Raw genomic sequence first — 17,032 nt, forward strand, 5'->3', positions numbered from 1 at the left:
CTAAACGGGTCGTTTAGGCTGACTAACAAGCAGTTTATAGCGTTAAGGATTCGCACTATCAGTACGAATCCAGACTTGGGTACGACCAAGAGCTGAAATTCCCATATAACCACGCATACGTAAGCGCTTTCCATCTGCACTCAGTTGTGCTTTACCTTTATAAATATTGCCCGTTTTAGGCTCAAGTACCCGACCATCGATATACTGATTTGGATTCTTCGGATCTTCTTTCAATCCCCATGCAATCTGTAATCCCTGAATCGGCTTATTTTTAAAAGGTTCAGGACATTTCACACAATGTGTCAAGACATTGCCACCCCCTGGAACAGGATAACGATACACAATCGTTCCCGTATAGGTATTATCTGGTTTTTTCTTAATTTCTACGATTGAAAGCTGCTCGCCCGTACGATCATCAATACTTTTCCAAAATCCTTCAGGTGTAGAAGCAAAACCGAATGTCGCGAATACAGTCAAAGAAATGCCCATGATTCCTTTCATGAGTGTGTGTTTTTGCATAATAAGCTCCGTAATGCAAAATAAATCCGTCTATCACTTCATTTTTATGCAAATGTACAGAAACAGTCAACACAAGCAAGGGATATTTAATTACTTAAAATCAAACAAAATTTTAAGTAATTCACACAATTAAAAATAAATGATCATGGATTGGCACTGTCGGTTCGAATCCACACTACAGTACGACTTAAAGCCGAAATTCCAACATAGTCTCGCATATGTAATTGTTTAGCATCCGCGGTTAAACGCGCTTTGCTTTTATACACCTTGCCTGTTTTGCTTTTAATAATGCCGCGCCAAGAGCCTTCAATTAGGCTTGCATAGGTTAAAATACTGCTCAAACAAGCCATTAGGCCGAGCATACATTGCATCCATATCTGGTTATTTATGTTTTCCCCTCTGCTTTTGCTTTGTCCAATTGATTTGACGTTATGATTCTCATTGGCGCAGGAATTTAGCATAGTTTAAAAAACTACAAAGCTATAGGCTTATCTTTTATATAAAATTCAGTAGATTAGGTCTCATTTTAGTCATAATTTTTATCTATCTATAAACTTTGCATCACTCTACTGATACAGCATGTATAATCCCCTATTTAATGGTCATAGGTTTAATCTCAATGGATTTACAGATTCTACAAAAACAGTTAGATGAAAGTAGCCATTGCCCGCTGTGCCACGCTTCAATGTTCTGGGTCGAGGCAGAACAATACAGCCAAGAATTTCAATTTCACGAATGCAGCCATTGCCAGCACCGCGTTTTTAGAAGTGACAGCAAACTAAATTGTCACTGTGCTCAGTGTACGGCGCAACGAAAAAAACAAACCCAGCAGACCATTTTACAAGAACAACGTAAATACAAAGTCAAAGATGAAGTGATTTACAGCCTGAATCAACTGAGCTTTTTGCATAAACTATTCTTGCTTAGCCTGCTGGACAGCTATGCGCGGGAAGATGTACAACATGATGAGTTGATTCATTGGCAGAATATTAAATATCGAGAATTTACACCCAACTATTTATTTCAGAATCATTTAGTTCAAGAGTTATTGAAATTAGGGATACTTAAATCACAAGATACAGGCTTAGAAACGGAGCATTATTATCTCAATGTCCGTCTGGATGGTTACTCAGATCCAAGCTTGTTTAGTGTGGCCCAACAATTACGCCATTGGTTTTATGAAAATCTAAGCCAAGGAATTCCGTTTAAAAGTACAGACGAAGTCAAAGACGCATTGTATCTGGTGCTCTATCAGGAAATTGTGCAGTTCATGCAGTTCTATTGTCGAACTTGGGGTATCCAAATTGCAGGTAATCGACCCTTCCAAGCTTTTTGCTACCGTTTAATGGAAGGTTTGGCTGTGGGGCAGATTTTTTACCTGATCCAAACCGCTTTAGAATATCTGCATAAGCAGAACGCATTGCAGCCAAAAAATGATAAATTTATCAACACCAGCTTGCTCAAAAAGACTTTAGAACAATATCGCGAACGCGCTTTGACCGAACGTTGGGAAACCACGACATTACCAAGACCTTACATGATTCCATTTAGCAAAATGAGTGAAATCCTGCTGTTTAAATTTTTAGGTTATGACGAGAGTATTTTTATTCAGCCGGTCTGGAAGTCTTGGCGAAAAATAGAACCGCGTTTAAGTTTTTACTCGGTTAAACGTTGCATGTATTGCGGTTCAAATGACTTAATCGTGGATTATGATGCCACAGATTATGTGTCATTAATTTGTCGTCAATGTAAGCATCAAGATCATTATTTCACCCGTTAATAAAGACTTTATTCAGGATATGTCATGTCACACAAACAACAATTGATTGATCAAGTCATTGATGCTTGGCGCGCCTTACAACAACAAACACCTTTAGTGCAATGTATGACCAATAGTGTTGCCAATAATTATGTGGCAAATATTTTACTTGCAGCAGGTGCCTCACCTGCCATGATTGATAATCCCTTCGAAGCCGAAGATTTTACTAAAATCAGTGCAGCCTTAAGCATCAACATCGGCACACCGACCAGCGAACAGACCCAAGCGATGTTGATTTCGGCCCAAACAGCCCAACAACATCAGGTGCCTTGGGTGCTTGACCCAGTTGGTTATGGGGCAGTGTTAAAGTGGCGCAGTGAGACTGTTGATCAATTGTTAAGGTTCCAGCCGAGTATCATTCGTGGTAATGCCTCTGAGATCAGTACTTTAGCAGGCAGCCAGATTCAGTCTAAAGGCGTGGATAGCACTTTAAATAGTCATGAGGTTTATGCACAGACGAAGAGCCTGTTACAACATACAGAATGTATTGCGATTTCAGGTGAATCAGACTTCATTATCTCGAAACAGCTTGATGCTGTGATTCAAGTCAATGGTGGTTGTTTTTTACAACCTAAAATTACCGCAACAGGTTGCGCCTTAGGTGCATTAACTGCAGCCTATCATGCTGTCAGCAGTCCAACCATTGCTGCACTTGCCTCACATATTCATTTTGCCATTGCAGGAAAATTGGCTTATGACCATGCACAAACAGTGGGCAGTTTTAATGTGGCCTTTTTGGACTATGTGCATATGTTAGATGACAATTTAATCCAGCAATATGTCGACATTAAAATCGTTTAGGTCGCTTATCAATCAATAAAAGACTTTCCTGCTTGAGTATTACACCTTACTTAGCGGTGCTAAAAACGCAACCTTCAGTTGCGTTTTATCGATTCAATTTTAACTGAACCCATTAACTAACGCCCTAACAATGGACTAAATTGAGCTTTTTTCGCTGAGTAACATTTCCGATCTATTCAAAGCTGTTGCGATCAATCTGATATTGTTTAAAGTACAACAAACGTTCGGCCTCACTCAAACTTTCATCATATTGAATAATTAAATAAATATCTTTCTTGGTTAAGGGTACAGATTTTAATAGGTCTGCCAATTCAGTCACTCTAATCGCCGCGACTTCACTGGGCTGCTTGAGAATATCTGCATCTTGTTCAATAAACTTAAAATCAACGCCTTGTAAATTGAAATACACCATCACTCTTCTATTCAATGCGTCACTATCATCATATAACACGGTCCCTGCAGGTAAAATGGTGTAGTCTGAATAGTTATCAAAACTTGATGCGATGCTTAAAGGTCTTTCCAAAACATGAATTTTAGGTGTCGCAAGGTATTTCCATAAATACAAAATGACGAGAAATTGAATCAACGTTAAAAGAATTAAAAAAGTAATCGCTATATTTTTTTTCATAAATCATCTTCTGTGCTCAGCTTAGAGCATCAACATCTCGCCTTGAAAATAAAGTATTTAATCATGGCTTACATTGATCAAGATTTAGCATGATCATCAGTTCAACAATATCGGCCTGTGCTTTAGGTTCTCTTTTCTTTTTGAAATGATAGTCCTTCCAAACGCTCTCCCAATTCTGGTCAATAAAGTTCACCATGCATGCTTTATATGGAACGGGTGTAAGTGTTTCGACCTGCTCTAAAAACCTGTGCTTATACGACATCTTGGCTTGAGAACAACCCAATATAAAAAGCATTACAATCAAAATAAGACTTCGATTTCTCATGTTTTCTCAAATCACGATGCTTCTTCTTGCTATACTTTAAGCTACGGATTTCATTCATAACAGGCCTTAAAAGTAATTTTAATCAATGTTCATGGATTTGTTTTTGATCAAACGCTTAGGCCATCACTTTATCATAATGTTTTGGATTGAGTCGAAGCATCAATACCGCAACAATCACGACCATAGCTAAATGCCAGATCCATCCTGCTGCATAAGTCCCTGTCATATCATGCAATACCGCTAGCCACCAAGGTGCAATTGCAGCCAATAAAAATCCACCACCTTGCATTAAGGCTGAAAGTTGTCCCGCATGTGCAGGATCAGGTAAATGGTCAAGCACCACAATCATCAACAAAGCAAAGCATCCCCCTAAACCTGCTCCTACGGTGATTGCCCAGAGATAAGGCAAAGTATCTGCCCAAAATGCCAAGCCTGTGAAACCAATCAGTTGCAAAATTAAAGTTAATCCTACCCAGATTCGACGATCTCGCTGTTTTCGAGATAAATAAGGTAACAGCAATGCTGCCCCTGCTTGACTCAGTGTCAACACAGCCATCAGATTTCCACTGGCCGTTGCGGCCCAACCGTGTGCTTGAAAAGCAGGTGCAAGCCAAGCCACAATCGAACTATAGCCGCCATTGATTAAACCAAAACAGCAGATCAGCAACCATGTTCTTGGCTGCTTGAACAACCGCATCACCGAAGGCATTTTTTTATGCTGCTGTGCTGTCTGAGTCAAAACACACGTTGCAAAGATCAAAGCCAGTAATGCAGGCAATACAAAAACAGCCAGCCCGATTTTCCAGTCACCACTGCTGTTTGTCGCTACTGGGGCAAGCAATGCCCCAAGTGCACCACCCCCCATTAACGTGGCTGAATAAAGCCCCATCATCGGACTCAGATGTTCATGGAACTCTCTTTTAATCAGACTTGGGAAAGCTGCTTGGATCATAGCAACGCCAAAACCTATTACGGCAGCGGTGAAGATTAAAGCCCAGCCATGTACAGTAAAAAAGCGTAAACCGCAGCCCACGCAAATCATGACCAATGCGCCAACAATCGCGCGACGTTCACCAAACAGGTTTTGCAGAACTGGACCAACGAAGGCGATCAGTCCCATTAATAACATTGGTACCAAGGTTAATAGCGCAATCCCTTGCAGACTCAAACCCGTAGTCGCACGAATCTGATTGGCAACAGGTCCGACACTGGTCATAAATGGCCGAAGATTTAATCCAACCAAAGCAACGGTGATGATCAACAATGATCGATGTTTGATCGCACTCATGGTTTTAACCGTATATCAATCATGAGATAGACTTCCAATAGCCATACAAATTTGGCTTGGCTTCGATTCTTATAGGAACATAACCAATCATCATAGACTGCTCTGCAAAAGGTTTTGCTAAATCCGCATAAATTGCTGCTGTCGATAAGCCATATGCCTCAGCATCATCATTTGAATGTGCATAAATCACACGATTAATTCCCGCCATGCGCATGGCTGCCAAACACATGGGGCAAGGCTGCCCACTGGCGAATACAACACAACCATCCAAATTAGCTGTTCCTAATCGTTGGCTTGCCGCGCGTATCGCCAAGAGTTCTGCGTGTGCTGTTGGATCATTGCTTTTCAGTATTTCATTTACACCTGACGCAATCACTTGGCCATCTTTCACTAAGACTGCAGCAAAGGGTCGCCCACCTTGCTCGCAATTTTGATACGCCAGTTCAATCGCCTGACGCAGAAAATCATGATCCTGCTGCATTCTAACGCTCCAATAACGTTGCTTTTGCGCCTGCACGCAATAAAGCTTTTTCGATAGTGCTATAACCACGTGCATGTGCATGTTCGAGTGCCGTAATCCCATCAGCATCAGGAATGTTGACGTTAGCACCAGCAGCAATCAACACATCAACAATCTGCTGATAGGGTTGACTGCCATTACCTAAAATGATCGCTTCCAATAAAGCGGTCCAGCCCAAGTTATTGATGTGATCGACATCAACACCTGCCTCAATTAAAGTACGTACGGTATCGACATGACCTCGTTCAGCCGCAGGAATCAAGGCTGTGCCTCCATAGCGATTGGTACTTTTTAAATCGGCTCCATGCTGTAAGGTCAGCTTTAATATTTTTAAATAGCCACGTGCCCCTGCATAAAGATAAGGGCTGTCCTGAATTTGATCTTTGGCATTGACATCCGCACCTGCATCAATCAAGGCTTGTGCGGCATCGAGATTATTGGCACGTGTTGCAAGCATTAAAGCGGTCGAACCTGACGCATCACGTGCATCAATCTGAATATTTTGAGCGAGCAATTGCTGGATTTGTGCCACATTATTCTGTGCAGCCGCCGTATGTAAGGCCTCTTCTTGCATAGCATCTCCCGAAGTTGCGTGGCTACATGCAGTCAATGCAATTGCAAATACAACAGACAAAAATGATTTGTGCATAGAACCCTCCATGGATCAGCCTTGTTTGACAGGTGAGAAATAGAATCTGTGTTTAGCATAATCAGCTTTATTGCTATTTAAAAATTAAATTATTTAATGAAATGCATTAAGATTATGAATACAAAGTTCAATCTCATTTCAAACTTCGGTTTTCTGAGTATTTCGATATGTTTGATCCACGTTTACTCCGCGCCTTTGTCAGTATCTTTGACGCAGGCAGCTTTACCTTAGCTGCCGAGCGCTTGCATATGACCCAATCCACAATCAGCCAACAACTCGCTAGATTAGAAGAGTCTGTGGGTAAGAGCTTGATTGACCGTAATTCGCGCCCCTTACAACTGACCAATTCAGGTGAATATCTGATTAGCTATGCACGGCGGATTTTGGCCTTGCAACACGAAGCACTAACCGTTTTGGGTGATCCTTCAGGTACGATTCCCATTCGGATTGGTTTACCAGAAGATATTATGAATACAGATATGGCTTTGGCTTTAAGTGCTTTTAGCAAACAACACCGTACTGTTCGACTGGATGTGACGGCTGGACTCAGCCGTGATTTGATGGAACGTTATCGCAATGCACAACTTGATATTGTGATCGTTAAAGAAACAGCGGCCAGTTCAGACCATCATGCCAGTTTCCCCGAAGAAATGGCTTGGTTTGAAAGTATCGATCATGGCGGGGATTGGTCTGATCCACTACCCTTGGTGACCTTCCCACAAGGTGGGCTCTATCGTGATGAAATGTTTGAACGAATTGAACGCGAGCGCCTACATGGCTATATCGCCTTTACCAGCAATAGTTTAGCCAGCGTATTGGTCGGGGTTGAAACAGGTCTCGGTTTATCACTTTTGCCCGTTGCCACCACCACAGGTCATCGGGTACGGGAATATTTACCTTTGGGTAAGGCACAAGCCATGACCGTTTCCATCTATGCTTGGGATAAAGAAGGACTGGTCGCAATTCTATTACAGCAGATGACCACGGTGCTGCAACATCGCTTTGAACAAAGCAAAGCCGAATGATTAAATAGAAATACCCGCTCAATCTTGCAATCAACCGTCTTTAAGTGCCAAGTCATATGCTGCATGTGCCAAAAATATATGCCATGGCACAACAAGTTAAATTCCGTCCTCTACTGTCAAGACTATGCCTATAGCGCTGATTACTATCAATTGAAATAGACATCTTTGATAAGTAGGTCAGCATGGCAAAACAGACAGAAAAACGATACAGCCAGTATTGTCGTAATAACCTGGTTTTTAATGTGATTGATTCGGGGCCAATCGATGGTAAACCTGTCATTCTATTACATGGTTTTCCTGAAACCGCACACAGTTGGCAAGCCACCAGTACCATTCTCAATCAGCAGAACTTTCGAACCTTTGCCATTGAACAACGTGGCTACAGCTTAGCAGCCTCTCCCAAGGGTCGTTTTCAGTATGCAATTGCGGAACTGGTTGCTGATGTCAAAACTTTCATCGATTTATTAGGGCAACCCGTCTATGTGATAGGTCATGATTGGGGTTCAATTGTGGCCTGTGAATTGGCCCAACAATATCCCAATCTAGTCAAACATTTGACTTTGGTTTCAGTACCACATACAGGTGCGTTTTTAAAATCCATGCTCAGCAGTACGCAAATTTTCACCTCCTACTATATTGGCTTTTTTCAACTCCCCTTTATACCTGAACTGCTGTTTAAAAGAGCCAAATCACTGAGCCAGTTATTGCTGAAAAATTCAGGGATGAATACGGAACAAATCAGAGATTTTCAGCAGCATTTCATTCAAGAAAACCGTATCGGCACAGCCATTAACTGGTATCGCAGCATGCCTTTGGCGCCTATTGGCTCCAGCTTTAAAAAGGTAAAAGTCCCCACCCTATTTATTTGGGGCAATAAAGATATTGCGGTTGGCAAAAAAAGTGCGCAGCTGAATAAACAGTTTTTTACGGGTCAATATCAAGAAATCTATCTAGATGCCACGCATTGGATTCCTGCCCAGAATGCCGAGCAACTCAGCCATTATTTTATCAATGCCGTGAATGAGGGAGAACACCATGCATCCTAAACAACGACTGGAAAATCATTATCTTGAGCAACGCCGTGTGCAATTCGATTTTAGCCATACGCCCGAGCATTGGATCTATGACAATCCTTTTGCCACTCATTTAATTAATGCAGTTCATTTAATTTTACCTGTGGGTGAACTTTGGATGTGCCGTTCTTTTAATGAAGCCTTGCCTTATGTCCGCGATGAAAAGCTACGTGCCGATGTAAAAGGTTTTGTCCATCAAGAAGCGCACCATGCCTCCGCTCATAAAGTCGCTCAAGACTATTTACGCCACTATGATTATGAGATTGATGAATTTCTTCTCTCTCTAGACAGCATGTTTAAACAAATCAATACAGCACCATTTGGTTTAGCCCTTTCCAAAAATCTAGAATATCGTTGGCTAACCATTCGCGTGGGTATTGCTGCTGCGGTTGAGCACTTCACCACCATGTTAGGCACGTGGTGTCTCGATGACCAACCATGGCAAAATAAAACTGCTGATGAAATGATGGCGGATTTAATGACTTGGCATCTGGCTGAAGAAGTTGAACACCGCAGCGTGGCGTTCGATCTATATATGCATTTATGCGGCGAACATAACAAAGCCTTTGCCTATCTGCAACGCCAAACGATTATGTTGGCTATTGCTCCACTATTCACCTTTGCCATTTATCATTGCTTTAAAAAACTAGCGCAACAAGACCAGCATGCCCATCCTTATCAAAACTACGGACTGATTCGGGCATTAAGGCACACAGCGATTGAAAACGCCCGTAGCAAACAAGTACCCAGTTTTTTCGCGATGATTTCTAGCTTAAGACATTGGGTTAAACCCAGCTATCACCCATTTTATGAAGGTGATACCAACAAAGCCTTACAGGTGTTAAACCACTCTCCTGCTGTGAAAGCCTTAACCAAACTTCGCGCTAGTTAATATCTAAAATCTTCCTCTTTTAGGCACATGATGTGCCTTTTTTTTTATTTTCGAGAAAAACAGACATAAAAAAGCCTTATTTATATAAGGCTTTTAATTAAGGTTTTAGCGATAAAAGCGATAACTATAGCTATCGAATTCTGTCATATCTTTTTTCATGTACTGCATCGTCCACGGATAATTCGCCACATTCACTTGCTGAGCATCCAAATAATAACTGGCACAGCCACCTTGATTAAACACAGTTCCATTCAACTTATTTTGCAGTTTTTGATTATATTGATCATCCGCAAAATTAGAGATTTCAAAACTGCTTAAGTGATTGTCCAAGACAAACCGTATGGCTTTCACTGCATAATCAATCTGGTTTTCAGCTGCGCTAATTAAGGAGTTATAACTAATACTATTGGGACCAAGCAACATAAAGGCATTGGGTAGATCTTTCACCACACAGCCTTTATAGGCCTGTACTGTATTTTTTTGCCAAACATCATCTAGCAACACACCTGTTTTGGTCACAATCCGTTTGGCAATCGGCGGTTTTGCCACCTCAAAACCGGTACTCCACACAATGATGTCCAAAGGAATTTCTTGACCATCTACCAGAATACCTTTTGCAGTGATTTCCTTCACGCCTTGATCGATCAGTTCCACATTTTGGGCAGCGAGTGCAGGATAATAGGTGTTTGAAAATAAAATCCGCTTACATCCCAAAGTAAATTTTGGTCTGACTTTCTCTCGTAATGCTGGATCTTGAATCTGATAGTGCATCCAGTGAATCAGCCCCTTACCTAGAGCCTCCAAGGTTTTTGGTTGATTGACACTGGAACTGAACATATCCATAGACACGCTGGTCAATTTGCGTAGAGAGTGCATGGTAAAGGGCACTTTTTGCTGAACGTTTTTAGATGCATCATGCAGCACCAGATTCGGTTTCGGAATCACCCATGGCGCAGTGCGTTGAAACACATAAAGCTGTTTCACAATCGGTTGAATCGCAGGAATAATCTGTATCGCCGATGCCCCTGTTCCAATCACGGCGACACGTTTATGGCTTAAATCAACCGCATGATTCCATTGCGCGGAATGGAAGACCTCACCTTTAAAACGATTTAACCCTTTTACAGTCGGCATTGTCGGCTCACTCAACGGACCAACCGCAAAAAAGACAAAGCGTGCCTGATAGATGCCTTGATTGGTCTCAATTTGCCAACACTGTTGCTCATGCGACCATGAGGCTTGCTGTAATTCGGTATTAAACAGAATATGCTGATCCAGCTTAAAGCGCTTGCTGACATCTTGAATATACTGCTGGATCTCTTTTTGTTTCGCGAAAATATGACTCCAGTTTGGATTCGGTGCGAATGAATAGGAATAAATCGAAGATGGCACATCACACTCGCAACCTGGATAGGTATTTTCCCGCCAAACACCACCCACTTCATGTGATTTTTCGACCATAATAAAGTTATTGATATTTTGCTGTTTCAGTTTAATCCCAGCGGCAATTCCAGAAAAACCAGCCCCGATAATCACTACATCAAATTGATGATTATTTACTACCACATCCTGCTTTAAATCTGACATTTTCCACTCCAAAATATAAAATCTTGTCAGTTCAACCCATTCATAAATCAACAAATTTATAAACAGACCTATCTGTGGAAAATAATTTGATTGTCCAATAAAGACTTGACCGTCAATGCCAGATTAAAATAATCAAAGTCAAATGAATGAACTACACTCAAATCATGTCTTATTCTATTGATTATTAATGAGAGATTTTGAGATCAAAGCTCATGATTCTGTCCCTTGATGATACAAAAACTTTGAATTGAATCGGCTAAGATAAAGCGGTAAATCAACAACGTTATCGCCACGATGATTTATCTATAATTGGGTTAAAGGATTTGACTTGAAAACTAGTAGAGCAATTATGACTGAAATTCCAAGTATTCCATCGGTGCTGTTAGAACTCATCGACAAGTATCTTCAGCAACAAAATATTTCGAATCATCAGCTCAATGAACTTGTGCAGCAGTATGCCAATCAGCCAAGAATGCCATTACACAAATGGTGGAATCTGCTCGAACAAATCTACCAGCAACATCCAACACCTGTTTTGGGTCATTATATTGGTGAACTATCGGAACCTCACCATATTCATATTTTAGGTTACTTGGCCTTATCCAGCCCTAATCTACTCAGCTTTTTGAATTGTTTTAAGAATTTCCAACCCCTTTTGCAAAACTCTGCTTCATTTTCGATTGTGCAGAAAGAAGATCGTTTTTGTATGTGCTGGACGCCCGTGGTACATAAAAATTCTCAGCTTTCCAATGAGGTTCTACTTTCAGGCGTATTGAGTACCATCCGAAAAATTTTACATCGACAAAATATTCAGCCCTTAAAGATTGAGTTCTCGGCTGTTGCGCCTGCGGATACCACCCCCTACTCACAGGTCTATGGCTGCCCCGTCAGTTTTGATGCTGATGTGTTAAAATTATGGCTACCACTCGAAATTCTTTATCTTCCTGTTCCAAGTCATGATCCGCATCTTAAAAAACTGTTGGATCAACAGGCTGAAGCACTCCTCAAAAGTATTCCAAATCCTGATACTTTCTTAAAAGATTTACAGCGAATGATTGTGAATATGCTCAAGATTGGTGAACCCTCGGCGGAGCATATTGCCAAACAGATGAATCTGTCGTTAAGAAGCTTTTATCGTAAGCTGAGCGGTTATAACCTGCAGTATAGTGATCTCGTAAAAAGCATTCGTTTAGAACTGGCAAAAAGCTATTTGGTCAAATCCGAATTGTCACTCACTGAAATTGCACTGTTACTCGGCTATGCTGAACAAAGTGCCTTTAGCCGTGCCTTTAAACAGTGGGAAAATCAGACCCCGTCAGAATATCGGAAAAACCATCTCAACTAAAAGCCGCTTAAAAGCAAAAGGAGCGAATCATCGACATGACTCACCCCTTCAAAAAGTCTTGATTTAAAATTTAGAAACTAAAGCCAATATTGAGATTAATGCGATATAACCATTGATCACTATATGGAGAAACTGTTGAGGTGAACCCCGTTGCATTGGATGCGCCACCAATAATGTTGGCGTTTTTACCCCAGGTATAATCTGCCCAGACCATAAATGGCGAAGCAATAAACATCATCCCTGTCGTGTTCATTTGTGAATCTGACCAATCATCACGTTTCTTGTCCATATAACTATAGTCATTATAGAAACGAATGGCTTTAAGTTTGCCCATATCCTGTACAGGTAAGGTATAAGCCAAGTTTAAGCTGGCCACTGTGGCTTCTGAAGCAATGAAATAGGCCGGGGTAAAACCATTATTGCCCATCAAGGTCATGTCATTATTGACCCCATCTGGATTTTTGGCATCATATTGGTAATGAATCACAGAGCTTTGTAAATTAAAACGTTTGTAATTATTGTCGGTGTGCAAACCGACCGCATAATACTGACCATTTTTATCAGTCGTTTTATTATGCAATTGCGCGATTGCCCCTGATACACCAAATTCTTGCTTACCAAACTCGGTTTCTAACTTACGTACTATACGGGTGTTAAATTGATGGCGTTTTTCATTTTGATAGGCTTTCTGAGTGGGAAATGCATTGTCCGTTAGGTCATCATAGGTGGCACTTTCAGGCGAGTAACGTAGGCTGGTCTCCAACATTTGCGGATAATAGCCGAGTTTCACATCCCAATCCTTGTTGTGAAAATTCCAGTTCAAACCGGGTGCAATGTTATTGCCATAGCCCAAGAAAAATGGAATATGATAAGTCCAGCCATTTTGCGGATAAGGATAAATCGTAAATGGCTTATAGACAAAACCAGCTTCTATACTATTATTTTCATTGAGATTATAGCCAACATAAGCTTTCTCAATCGAGCGTTTCTCTTGATCTTGAAATAAATAACTGGCGTTAAAATAGGCATCGTCAAATTTGCCTTTCAGATCGACCCTAAAAATATCAAAATAAAGCTTACCAAAACCGCCATTAGGTCCCTCCCAATTTTCATAGCGTTGGTTCAAACGCACCACGCCACCCAATTTTACCGAATCCGTTCCATCTTCACTTTTCCATTCGAGGGCTGAGCTTTGCGCAAATGCATGGGATGTCAAACCCAAATACAGTGCAGCAAGCATCGCGACCATTGATGTCTTTTTCATATCTACTTCCCTTCGTCCCAACGATCCTGTTGGTCTTGTTTTTGTTTTACCTGTAAAACATAGTTTTTATTGTTTTATGGGCAAAAAAAATTGCCCATAAAACGGTCTTCACATCAGCACGGACTGCCAATGCTCAGTGGGATTAATACAATTTTTTCTGTGGTGGGCCAGCAAAGTTCAATGGCCCAATTGAATGCATGTCTAGCTCAATCACACTTGGCCCTTGGAAAGCAACGGCTTCTTGAATCACCGTCTTGAATTCCTCAGCACTGCCCACTTTCCAGCTCTTCACGCCCATGGCTTCACCTAGAACCTTATAATCTGGGGTATGCAATTCATTGAAATACTGGCGACCACCGAAGTAATTCTTCTGGATACCACGCATCACACCATAACCACCATCATTCATGATCATCAGCACCATGTTGGTATTTTCTTGCGCCATGGTTGCAATTTCGCCGATACCTAGCATCAAACCGCCATCACCGACCAAACCAATCACTTTCTTGTCAGGATTGGCAATCGACGCACCAATCGCAGTGGCCAGCCCCAAACCAATAGCCCCTGCTAAAGAGTGAATGTTCTGATTCGGTGCTTGCACTGGGAATAAACGACTGCCCCAAGTACTGCCTGACATGGTGATGTCTCGTACAAAAATACCGTCTTGTGGTAATGCAGCACGTAAGTGATCACAGATTAAAGCGTACTGATCCAGCTGCGTACGTAATGCCTCAATTGCGGCCTGTTTTGCCTTCACCACCGCTGCATCATATTCCGTATCGACTTTGGAGATACCTTGCAAGCCCGTCAATACGCGTTGCAACACATCTTTGGCATCGCCACAGATGAAATTACGAACCTTGTAATTACGCTGTTGTGCGACGGGATTGGCATCAATCTGGATAATATTGTCAGGGAACTGCACGGAATAGGTTTTGGTTTCATTACTACGTAAGCGTGAACCCACCACCACCAATAGATCAGCCTCTTTAAGCAACTGCTCAACCCCAGCCGAGTTATGGAATGCGCCTAAACTACGTGGATGATCATCGGCCAATACGCCACGCGCATGTGTTGATGACACCACAGGAATGCCGAGATCAGCGATGGCTTTAACTTCCGCAACACTGTTCAGCGTCCCACCACCGATCCAGAACACTGGGCGTTGGGCTTTTTTCAGTTCTTCAACGATTAAGTCGACTTCGATCTGTTCAGCTTGAGGCAATTCAAGGGCTTTTACTGGCCCTAAGTTCAGCGGCAAATCAATTTCTGCTGCTTGCACATCAATCGGTAACTCAACACTGACTGGCCCCATCGGTACTGTCGTTGCTACACGAATCGCTTCACGAATCACACCCACCGCATTGTCAGGGCTGGTAATACGAAAGGCAGCTTTACTCGATGCACGTAAGAAGGTCAGCTGATCTTTGGTTTCATGAATAAAGCTGGCATCACGATCCAAATATTCACGCTCAACTTGCCCTGTTAAATGCAATACAGGACTGCCTGCATTCATCGCTTCAATCAGTGAACCGACTGCATTACCTGCACCCGCACCCGTACTGGTGAGCGCTACACCGAGTCCTTTAAAACGCGAGTGACCATCTGCCATAGTGACCGCGCCCGCTTCACCGCGTGCCGCTACAAAACGGATTTTTTCACGGCGACCGACTGCATCGGCAATCGGTAAGTTATGGATCGAAATCACCCCATAGATACTGTCTACTTGGTGTGCTTCTAAAACACGGGCGATGGCTTCGCCGACATTTACACGTTCTGTCATTGCTATATTCCTCAAAAACTGTTCATTCCATGAATGTATTAATTCGCCCAAGGATTTGGCTGCTCGCTTAATCCCATATAGATGCTTTTTTGTTGCATGTAAGACAAAATGCCTAAACGACCTTTTTCACGCCCGATACCACTTTCTTTAAAGCCGCCAAATGGCGCAGAAATCGAGAATTTCTTATAGGTATTGATCCAGACCGTACCGACTTCTAATGCACGCGCAATTTGCCATGCCTTGCGATAGTTTTCAGTCCAGATGCCTGCGGCAAGACCAAAACAACTGTCATTGGCTTGTGCAAGCAACTCTTGTTCATCGTCATATTTCATCACCACCAGCACAGGGCCAAAAATCTCTTCCTGACAGGTTTGTGCTGAATTACTTAAACCTGTGATGATGGTTGGTAAGTAATAACTACCTTTGGCCAACTCACCTTCGGTTAAGGCATGACCACCCACTAGGACTTGCCCACCTTCTTGTTTCGCGAGCTGTACATAGTCATCGACAGAAGCCAAATGTTTCGGATTAATCAAAGAGCCGAGATGTACACCTGCGGTTTCAGGGTGTCCAACACGCAAGCCTTTGGTGATTTCAACCAGACGACTGAGAAATTGATCATAGATACTGCTGTGTACAAACAAACGTGAACCGGCAATACAGGCTTGTCCTGCTGAACTAAAAATACCGTAAGCCACACCTTTTGCAGCCAATTCAATATCTGCATCTGGCAATACAATCGTTGGTGATTTTCCACCAAGCTCCAAAGAGGTTGTGATCAGTTTATCGGCAGCTAAATGTGCCAAATGACGCCCTGTAGTGGTTCCACCCGTAAATGAAATCTTACGTACCAAAGGATGCTTTACGATTGCATCACCAATCACCGAACCGCGTCCAACCAATACACTGAGCAAACCTTTCGGTAAACCCGCTTCTTCAAAGATTTTGGCGAGTTCCAATGCAATCAAAGAAGTGACTTCCGCAGGTTTTAGAATCACGGCATTACCACCGGCAAGCGCAGGTGCTAATTTTTGCACTTCACTGGCAATTGGTGAGTTCCACGGGGTAATTGCAGCGACTACACCTACAGGTTCATGCACGCTCATGGTCATAAAATCTACAGCACGTTGCGTGGTCAACTCGTCATTCAAGGTTTCACAGGCTGCTGCTACATAACGTGCTGTTGCCGCCGCACTTAGGGTCAAGGCACGGGTTTCAGCCAAGGGCTTGCCATTATCACGGGTTTGCAGCTTTGAAAGTTCATCCACACGCGCTTCAATAATGTCGGCCACTTTATATAAAATACGGGCCCGTTCATGCGGCATGCTGTTACGCCACTCGGCCTTACGCCAAGCGGCATCAGCCTTTTCAATCGCTTCATTAACATCTTCCAGACTCGCCGTTGAAATTTCCGCATTCACCGATTGATCTGCTGGAAATACACTTTGAATCATCCCACCTTTACCTAATCGCCATTCACCAGCGATATAAATTTCCTTGATCATGATCAAATC

At 42.3% G+C, this 17,032-nt stretch carries 17 protein-coding genes; 6 read left to right on the forward strand and 11 right to left on the reverse strand.

Going from position 1 to position 17,032, the window contains the following annotated elements:
* Nucleotides 1-42: 42 nt before the first annotated feature.
* Nucleotides 43-519 carry a DUF2147 domain-containing protein gene (locus NG55_RS07230; protein ID WP_016541098.1) on the reverse strand — a complete coding sequence of 159 codons (477 nt, stop codon included), beginning with the start codon at nucleotides 517-519 and terminating at the stop codon, nucleotides 43-45.
* A gap of 143 nt (nucleotides 520-662) precedes the next feature.
* Nucleotides 663-869 carry a DUF2147 domain-containing protein gene (locus NG55_RS07235; RefSeq protein WP_267283999.1) on the reverse strand — a complete coding sequence of 69 codons (207 nt, stop codon included), beginning with the start codon at nucleotides 867-869 and terminating at the stop codon, nucleotides 663-665.
* A 269-nt stretch (nucleotides 870-1,138) separates the two neighbouring features.
* Between NG55_RS07235 and NG55_RS07240 the strand changes: the two genes are divergently transcribed.
* Both NG55_RS07240 and thiM read left to right on the forward strand, forming a co-directional pair.
* Nucleotides 1,139-2,299 (forward strand): hypothetical protein, encoded by a 1,161-nt coding sequence (locus NG55_RS07240; RefSeq protein ID WP_065342842.1) that lies wholly within the window; start codon nucleotides 1,139-1,141, stop codon nucleotides 2,297-2,299.
* A 24-nt stretch (nucleotides 2,300-2,323) separates the two neighbouring features.
* Nucleotides 2,324-3,139, forward strand: coding sequence for a hydroxyethylthiazole kinase (gene thiM / locus NG55_RS07245; protein WP_065342843.1), 816 nt, complete (start codon nucleotides 2,324-2,326; stop codon nucleotides 3,137-3,139).
* A 172-nt stretch (nucleotides 3,140-3,311) separates the two neighbouring features.
* Here the strand turns inward: thiM and NG55_RS07250 are convergent, their stop codons facing one another.
* The 5 genes from NG55_RS07250 to NG55_RS07270 all read right to left on the reverse strand — a co-directional run bounded on the left by NG55_RS07250 (nucleotide 3,312) and on the right by NG55_RS07270 (nucleotide 6,549).
* The gene (locus NG55_RS07250) at nucleotides 3,312-3,767 is read right to left on the reverse strand and encodes a hypothetical protein (RefSeq protein WP_016541094.1); all 456 of its coding nucleotides are present in this window, start codon (nucleotides 3,765-3,767) and stop codon (nucleotides 3,312-3,314) included.
* Between the two features lie 61 nt (nucleotides 3,768-3,828).
* The gene (locus NG55_RS21110; RefSeq protein ID WP_065342844.1) at nucleotides 3,829-4,092 is read right to left on the reverse strand and encodes a hypothetical protein; all 264 of its coding nucleotides are present in this window, start codon (nucleotides 4,090-4,092) and stop codon (nucleotides 3,829-3,831) included.
* 115 nt (nucleotides 4,093-4,207) lie between these two features.
* The gene (locus tag NG55_RS07260) at nucleotides 4,208-5,380 is read right to left on the reverse strand and encodes a cyanate transporter (protein ID WP_065342845.1); all 1,173 of its coding nucleotides are present in this window, start codon (nucleotides 5,378-5,380) and stop codon (nucleotides 4,208-4,210) included.
* A 19-nt stretch (nucleotides 5,381-5,399) separates the two neighbouring features.
* Complete coding sequence (locus NG55_RS07265) at nucleotides 5,400-5,861, reverse strand: nucleoside deaminase (protein WP_023270032.1); 462 nt, start codon at nucleotides 5,859-5,861, stop codon at nucleotides 5,400-5,402.
* A 1-nt stretch (nucleotide 5,862) separates the two neighbouring features.
* Nucleotides 5,863-6,549, reverse strand: a complete 687-nt coding sequence (locus NG55_RS07270; protein WP_065342846.1) for an ankyrin repeat domain-containing protein — start codon at nucleotides 6,547-6,549, stop codon at nucleotides 5,863-5,865.
* A 167-nt stretch (nucleotides 6,550-6,716) separates the two neighbouring features.
* Between NG55_RS07270 and NG55_RS07275 the strand changes: the two genes are divergently transcribed.
* The 3 genes from NG55_RS07275 to NG55_RS07285 all read left to right on the forward strand — a co-directional run bounded on the left by NG55_RS07275 (nucleotide 6,717) and on the right by NG55_RS07285 (nucleotide 9,539).
* Nucleotides 6,717-7,574 (forward strand): LysR family transcriptional regulator, encoded by an 858-nt coding sequence (locus tag NG55_RS07275; protein ID WP_065342847.1) that lies wholly within the window; start codon nucleotides 6,717-6,719, stop codon nucleotides 7,572-7,574.
* 182 nt (nucleotides 7,575-7,756) lie between these two features.
* A complete protein-coding gene (locus NG55_RS07280; protein WP_065342848.1) occupies nucleotides 7,757-8,620 on the forward strand; it encodes an alpha/beta fold hydrolase in 864 nt (287 codons plus the stop codon).
* Nucleotides 8,610-9,539 carry a metal-dependent hydrolase gene (locus tag NG55_RS07285; RefSeq protein WP_065342849.1) on the forward strand — a complete coding sequence of 310 codons (930 nt, stop codon included), beginning with the start codon at nucleotides 8,610-8,612 and terminating at the stop codon, nucleotides 9,537-9,539. Before NG55_RS07280 ends, NG55_RS07285 begins: the two co-directional genes overlap by 11 nt.
* A gap of 105 nt (nucleotides 9,540-9,644) precedes the next feature.
* Here the strand turns inward: NG55_RS07285 and NG55_RS07290 are convergent, their stop codons facing one another.
* Nucleotides 9,645-11,126: a flavin-containing monooxygenase gene (locus tag NG55_RS07290; RefSeq protein WP_065342850.1), complete on the reverse strand. Its 1,482-nt coding sequence runs from the start codon at nucleotides 11,124-11,126 to the stop codon at nucleotides 9,645-9,647.
* A gap of 349 nt (nucleotides 11,127-11,475) precedes the next feature.
* Here NG55_RS07290 and NG55_RS07295 point away from each other — a divergent pair, with 349 nt between their 5' ends.
* Nucleotides 11,476-12,471: an AraC family transcriptional regulator gene (locus NG55_RS07295; RefSeq protein ID WP_065342851.1), complete on the forward strand. Its 996-nt coding sequence runs from the start codon at nucleotides 11,476-11,478 to the stop codon at nucleotides 12,469-12,471.
* A gap of 70 nt (nucleotides 12,472-12,541) precedes the next feature.
* Here the strand turns inward: NG55_RS07295 and NG55_RS07300 are convergent, their stop codons facing one another.
* From NG55_RS07300 to NG55_RS07310, 3 genes are all read right to left on the reverse strand, one after another.
* Nucleotides 12,542-13,735 carry a hypothetical protein gene (locus NG55_RS07300; RefSeq protein ID WP_065342852.1) on the reverse strand — a complete coding sequence of 398 codons (1,194 nt, stop codon included), beginning with the start codon at nucleotides 13,733-13,735 and terminating at the stop codon, nucleotides 12,542-12,544.
* Between the two features lie 142 nt (nucleotides 13,736-13,877).
* Nucleotides 13,878-15,518, reverse strand: coding sequence for a thiamine pyrophosphate-binding protein (locus NG55_RS07305; RefSeq protein ID WP_065342853.1), 1,641 nt, complete (start codon nucleotides 15,516-15,518; stop codon nucleotides 13,878-13,880).
* Nucleotides 15,519-15,556: 38 nt separating this feature from the next.
* Entirely contained in the window at nucleotides 15,557-17,023 is a 1,467-nt protein-coding gene (locus NG55_RS07310; RefSeq protein WP_065342854.1) for an aldehyde dehydrogenase, read from the reverse strand.
* Nucleotides 17,024-17,032 lie beyond the last annotated feature (9 nt).

The organism is Acinetobacter gyllenbergii, assembly GCF_001682515.1.
Taxonomy (GTDB): Bacteria; Pseudomonadota; Gammaproteobacteria; order Pseudomonadales; family Moraxellaceae; genus Acinetobacter; species Acinetobacter gyllenbergii.